Origin of the sequence: Sphingomonas azotifigens NBRC 15497 (assembly GCF_002091475.1) — a bacterium.
GTDB classification, from domain to species: Bacteria; Pseudomonadota; Alphaproteobacteria; order Sphingomonadales; family Sphingomonadaceae; genus Sphingomonas; species Sphingomonas azotifigens.
Genome location: NZ_BCTR01000107.1, coordinates 1 through 5,954, shown reverse-complemented (window position 1 = coordinate 5,954; position 5,954 = coordinate 1). Strand labels below are relative to the sequence as shown.

General features: G+C 63.5%; 6 protein-coding genes. 3 read left to right on the top strand and 3 right to left on the bottom strand.

Going from position 1 to position 5,954, the window contains the following annotated elements:
- The 3 genes from SAZ01S_RS22810 to SAZ01S_RS22800 form a co-directional block, all read left to right on the top strand.
- Positions 1-592, top strand: a 592-nt coding sequence (locus SAZ01S_RS22810) for a serine hydrolase domain-containing protein (protein WP_139810210.1), incomplete at its 5' end; no start/stop codon positions are given.
- On the top strand, positions 589-1,677 hold the full coding sequence (locus SAZ01S_RS22805; protein ID WP_084584629.1) for a serine hydrolase domain-containing protein: 1,089 nt from the start codon (positions 589-591) through the stop codon (positions 1,675-1,677). The genes SAZ01S_RS22810 and SAZ01S_RS22805, both read left to right, overlap by 4 nt.
- Before the next feature lie 132 nt (positions 1,678-1,809).
- Positions 1,810-3,795 (top strand): serine hydrolase domain-containing protein, encoded by a 1,986-nt coding sequence (locus SAZ01S_RS22800; protein WP_218018161.1) that lies wholly within the window; start codon positions 1,810-1,812, stop codon positions 3,793-3,795.
- Positions 3,796-3,855: 60 nt separating this feature from the next.
- On the opposite strand, the gene SAZ01S_RS22795 is transcribed toward SAZ01S_RS22800, so the two are convergent.
- The 3 genes from SAZ01S_RS22795 to SAZ01S_RS22785 all read right to left on the bottom strand — a co-directional run.
- Positions 3,856-4,251: a nuclear transport factor 2 family protein gene (locus tag SAZ01S_RS22795; RefSeq protein WP_084584627.1), complete on the bottom strand. Its 396-nt coding sequence runs from the start codon at positions 4,249-4,251 to the stop codon at positions 3,856-3,858.
- Positions 4,245-5,084, bottom strand: coding sequence for an AraC family transcriptional regulator (locus SAZ01S_RS22790; protein ID WP_084584626.1), 840 nt, complete (start codon positions 5,082-5,084; stop codon positions 4,245-4,247). The genes SAZ01S_RS22795 and SAZ01S_RS22790 overlap by 7 nt, the downstream gene beginning before the upstream one ends.
- Positions 5,085-5,351: 267 nt before the next feature.
- The coding region (locus tag SAZ01S_RS22785; RefSeq protein ID WP_174596166.1) for a DUF2268 domain-containing putative Zn-dependent protease at positions 5,352-5,954 on the bottom strand (603 nt) is incomplete at its 5' end.

Here is a 5,954-nt window from a genome sequence, read left to right as displayed (position 1 = left end):
CTATTCCCAGTCGAACTGGATCCTCGTCCAGGCCGTGGTCGAGCGCGTCGGGGGCACCAGCTACAAGGCGCTGGTCGATCGCCTGTTGGTACGACCACTGGGTTTGGCGGACAGCGGCATCTATGCGGGCGATTCGGCAAAACAGGCCGGCATGGCAGTGGGCTATTCCACCCTGTCGCCCACGCCGCAGCCAAAGCCCAATCCGATCCCCGGTTTCATGGCGATGACCGGGGGCTTCTACACCACGGCACCGGACCTGCTCGTCGTCATGGACGCGGTGCTGAGCGGCCAATTGCTCCGCCCGGAGAGCCGCAAGGCGCTGACGACCATCCAGATGCCAGAACAGCATTACGCGCTCGGCGGGCGCATTCGCTCAGCCAGAGTGGGCGGCACGCTGCGTGATCTGGCCTGGGAGGATGGCAGCAACGGCGGTTTTCGCATGGTGGCCCGGCGCGTGCTGGCGGACGGCCATAGCGTGATCGTCCTGAACAATGCGAGTTGGGACTATCAGAAGCTTGGCGACTTCGCCGACGCTCTTCTTGAGACAAGCTATCGAAGGCAAAGCCATTCTTCCACCGGAGTGATTCAATGACGATCGATCGACGGACACTCTTGCAAGGCGGCCTGGCCGCAGGAATCACGTCCCTGCTACCCACGCCCGCATCGGCTGCGGCCCATCGGGACGACGCGAAAATCGATGCCTTCGTGAAGGCGAACGGCTTCGCCGGTACGATCGTCCGGGCTCGGAATGGCAGGTTGGTCTACGCCCGGAATTTCGGGCTGGCGAACATCGCGGCGAAGACGCCGGCGACCACGGAAACTGTGTACGGGATCGCCTCGATCTCCAAATTCCTCACCACGGTGACGGTGCTCAAGCTGGTCGAGGCGGGCAAGCTGGCGCTCGATGCGCCGATCGCGACCTTGCTGCCGGGCTACCGCGCCGACACGGGGGCGAAAGTCACGCTCGCCCATCTGCTGTCGAACACCAGCGGCATCCCCAACGCTTTCACGAACGCGGTGAAGGCCGAACCGGACCTTGTAACGCACGACTTTGGCACCACGGAATCGGTTCGCCGCTTTGCCTCGGGCGATCTGACCTTCGAACCGGGCAGCAAATTCGACTATGCCCTAACCAACTGGTTCATCGTCCTCGCGATCGTCGAGGCGGTGACCGGTATGCCCTTCCAGAAAGCAATGCGCGCGATCACGCTCGATCCGCTCGGCCTTGACCATACGACCGCTATGATCGGCATCGAGAACGAGCCAAGCGCGGCCCGTTCCTATCGCACGGTCGACCCGCCGGTCGAATGGCCGAACCTGCGCACCCCGGTCATGGTCGCTTCGGGTGGCTATTACAGCACGGCGCCCGACCTGCTGCGCCTGGCACATGCGGTGTTCAACCGGGGGCTCCTCACGCCGGCATCGCTGAAGGCGCTGCGAACCGTGCGCGTGGCCGAGCAGGACTATTCGCTCGGCGGTCGGGTGCGCACGATGACGATCGCGGGCAAGCCGGTCCAGGCGGCATGGGAAACGGGACGGTTGAACGGTTATCGTACGCTCCTCGCACATCGCTACGACACGCGGGAAAGCATCGTGCTGCTCAACAATACCGGCATTTCGCAAAAGGCTATCGACCTCTTCGCCGATGACCTGTTCGGAGCAGCACCGCGCGAGTGAGCCTTGGTTGAGGCTCGAGAGTCCGCACGGCAAGTCAGACCATCTGGAGATGGGCCGCAGCCGGCAATGGCGACCGGCATTGCCTCACCATTCGCAGCTGACTACAAATGTAGTCATGGCAAAGGAGTCGGTGTGCATGATCCCTTGGATGAGGCTCCTGCTGATAGCGCTGATGGCGTTTCCGGTGGTCACGGCGCCAGTAGCCGCGCAGTCCTCTGCGGCGACCAGATTGGAGGCGCTAGTCGACGACTACGCCGCCCGGCGGGCATTCAACGGCACCGTCCCGATCCAGCGAAACGGGGAGATGGTGGAGCGGGCGTCCTACGGCATCGGCAATGTCGCAACTGGCCGCCAGCCCGATCCGCCCCTGCCGAGCGCACGCGCCGCGCTCGCCGACCTGCGAGGGCCGAAGCCATGATCATGCGTGCCGCGATTGCGCGTTCCGCAGGTCGGAAGTTGCCCTGGACCACCCTGATCGGCATCGCTGCCGCCCTATTCGCAACACCCGCACTTGCTGGGGATCGACCTGCCGCCGCCGCTGCGATCAACACGCTGTTCGACCGCTGGAAAAGTCCAGTCGGTCCGGGGTGCGCGGTATCCGTCACGCAGGGCCAGCGGGTGGCGTTCACCGGCGCCTATGGCAGTGCCATTGTCGAGGGGCCGGTCGCCAACACCGCTACTACCAGCTTCCACATCGCGTCGGTATCGAAGCAGTTCACCGCCTTCGCCATCCACCTGCTTCGGGCAGAGGGCAGGCTGTCACTGGGGGACGATGTCCGCAACTATGTGCCCGAGCTTCACGATTTCGGGATGCCGATCACGATTAACGATCTGCTGCACCATCGCAGCGGCCTGCGCGATCAATGGAGTCTGCTGGCGCTTTCGGGTCGTCGTCTGGAAGATACGATCACGCAGGAGGACGTGACCCGCATTCTCTACGGCCAGCGCGACCTCAACTTCCCCCCCGGCAGCCGCTTCGCCTATTCCAACAGCAATTACACACTGCTCGCGCTTGTCGTCGAACGCGTGTCGGGACAGCCTTTCGGGCAATTCGTGAAGCAACGCGTGTTTCAGCCACTTGGGATGGTGGACAGCTGGGTGCAGGATGATTTCCGCGTCATCCGTGCCGGCCATGCGCAACCCTATGCACCGGCCGGTGCCGGGTATAAGCGGCGATCGCTGCCCTATTCCACCTATGGCGCGACGGGCGTGCAGACGAGCGTCGCGGACATGGCGCGCTGGGCGATGAACTTCGACGCGCCCAAGGTCGGAACACGTGCGATCTTCGACGCCATGATCGCGACGCAGCCCGATGCGTCGGGCAAGGCCCAGCCCTATGCCTCCGGGCTCGAAATCGGCCGATATCGCGGCGCGATGACGGTCGAGCATAGCGGCACCGATCCCGGCTATGTCGCCGATTTCCTGATGCTGCCCGAACGGCATCTGGCGATCAGTCTGTTGTGCAACAGCGAAGGGCTTAACCCCGTCGAACTGGCACGAAAAATCGCGGATCTATATCTCGGCGACGCTCCCGAGGCCGCGGCGGACGTCACGCACCAGGCCGTCTCGCTGGACGACAAGCAACTGGCGCCGTTCATGGGCACTTACAAGGAAGAACCGGGCGTCCTGTTCGCTGTCTCGCTGCGCAACGGCAAGCTCGTCCTGCAGGACCGGGACGAACTGACCGCATCCGGTCCACGCGACTTCTTCCTGAAAAACGCACCTGTCACCTTCAGCTTCCCAGATGCCGATACGCTCGTCATCCACGAACCGGACCATGATCGGATCGCGCGGCGGATCGCGGCGACCGACGTCCCCGACGTGACGGCGGCACAGATGCTCGACTATGCCGGCGACTATTACAGCCCTGAGCTCAAGCTGCTCTATACCATCGCGATCAGGAACGGCGCGATGTGGTTGAGCGGCGCGTTCGGCGAGGCGATGATCCGCCAGCAACCGAGATTCCTGCGCGAGCCGGATGCCTTCGTCACGCAATCCATTGCCGAGGCTCTGCAATTCCGCAGGGATGAACGGGGGAAGATCACCGGTTTTGCGCTGTCGAACGGCCGTGTTCTGAACCTGAAGTTCTTCAAGATCAACAGGTTGCTGCCATCCTGAACGGCGGAGCGGCGGTGCATGACATTGGAATGGCGCGGCGATCCGAAGGCAGCGACACGGTCAGGGCTGGCAGGGCGCGCCTCCGGCGTCGAAAATCGAATGGTCTTCGACGATCAGCCCATCCCGGACCCGGATCGTCGTTTGGACCGACATCGCCAGCCCGCGGGACCGACTCGTCGCCAGGAAGCGCACGGCGACGCGATCCCCTTCCACAACCATGGTCTCGATCTGGTCGCGGATATCCGGGTAGGTCGCAAACAGAGCGTCATAGGTCCGCACCACGTCGTCTCTACCACGGGCGGCGCAGAAATCGGACGATGTGAGGCGGGCATCCGGCGCATAGAGCTGCGCCATCGCGTGCACATCGTGGCGATTGAATGCCTCGAACATCGCCGTCACCACCACGCGCGGCGTCTGGGGCGCGGATGCCGCCAGCAGGAGCGCTAGGCTCAGCATGGCCGGTTCTCTGCCGGAACGAGGCGGATCAGGATGTCGGTACGCAGCGCCTCGGGCGCCACCTCCTCGGGATCGTCGAGAAAGTGGTGAAATAGGGGAAAGTCGGCGGGATCGCGCGCCAATGCCAGTAGCGCGTCGATCGCGCGCTGGTTTGACGCCTCCAGGCCCTCGTAACTACCGTGGTGTCGGACAACCGCATAGTCGCCGGCCGGAAGCGTTACCCGCGCGAACGCGGCGGGAGGCTTGCCTGGATCGGTGAACGCGAGACAGGCGTCGTAGCGCAGGCGATGCTCCTCGATGCTGACCGGATCATCGAGCGGGATACCATAGATGCCTTGCAGACCGTCCAGCTTGCCTGCGCCTTCAGCCCAGTTCCACAGCTGCCAGAAAAGTTCGTTCAGTTCGCGATACGCGCCCCCTTCCCTGCGCAGTACCACCAGCTCCGCGCGTTCGCGAAGCTCGATACGCAAGGGCGCGCCTTCCGCCGTCGCGGCGGTGATCCGCTCGGCGCCGTTCGAAAGGAACTCGGTGGGAGACATTCCGGTCACTCGGCGGAATGCCCGGGCGAAGCTCTGCGATGTGCCGAACCCCGTTTCCATCGCAACGGAGGTGACCGAGGCATCCGGTTCGGCCAGGCGCTGCTGCGCGTTGGCAATACGCAATCGCGCAATGGTGCGGGCAACCGTCTCCCCGGTCATCGCGCGCCAGATGCGGTGGAAATGGAACGGCGACACGTTTGCCGCGCTGGCCAGTTCCTCGAGCGATGGCGGCTCGTCCAGTCGCGCTGCCAGTGTCGCCAGGGCATTCTCCATTCGCGCGATCCAGCCATCCATCGTCCTCGCCTCCACTGCGTGCTTGGCAACAATAGCGCATCGCTCCCGCAGTTACGGTCCCGATCTTGCTCTTTTCCGGACGGCAGGATTGCGAACTCCAACCGCTGCGAGAAGCTCGAGTGGCTTAAGGGCCTACGCTGGCGAAGGCAGCGGGACGATGGCGCATACTGGACGCCCCATGCGTAGCGGGATCAATGTTGCCGGCCAGATATCCCGAACGCTCGATCAACGTATTCACCGCCTCTGGGTCGTCATAGGGCAATTCGATCAGTTCGCGGACGCACGGCGCTTGTCGGACGCGCCGTCATAGTAGCGGCGCGCAATGCTATAGCCGACATAATAGCCCAGGTCGCCTACCCCGAACGGATTGTTCGACCCATTCCAGAGCCAGTTATCATAGTTGGTTCCCCGCATATCTGCCAGAAACTGTTGCCGAATGGCGGCATCATGGGCGGGCCCGTAGGTATATACCGGCAAAGCGGGCTTCCGGTTGGTGATCAATTCCGCGACCAGATCTGCGACGCCCTCCCGCAGCGCCTGTTGCGCCAGGGTTCCTTGAGTCTCCTGCTGCTGCGTGTGAACATATTCGTGGATATTATTCTGTGCGTTGTTCGCGAAGGGGCGTGAGCGGAAGAAGATGCGCAGCCGGCTCTGCAGGGGCTCCGGCAACTCGGACACATCGACCGTTTCGTCCCCCAGCGCCAGCTCTGCTCCGATCAGGACTTTGTTACCGGTTGTCGTGCCGCCGGTGCGTAAAACCCCGATCGCATAGGTGATCGTCGCAGGGCGGAGCGCCGCATACAGACGTCGGAACCGAGCGATGTCGTCTTTCAGGGTCGACGCCGCCAATTGAGCGCGCGGGGTCAGGGG

Excerpts from the sequence above, each read along its gene's own strand:
- SAZ01S_RS22805 (WP_084584629.1), top strand. The coding sequence starts at position 589 with ATGACGATCGATCGACGGACACTCTTGCAAGGCGGCCTGGCCGCAGGA.
- SAZ01S_RS22795 (WP_084584627.1), bottom strand. The coding sequence starts at position 4,251 with ATGCTGAGCCTAGCGCTCCTGCTGGCGGCATCCGCGCCCCAGACGCCG.
- SAZ01S_RS22790 (WP_084584626.1), bottom strand. The coding sequence starts at position 5,084 with ATGGATGGCTGGATCGCGCGAATGGAGAATGCCCTGGCGACACTGGCA.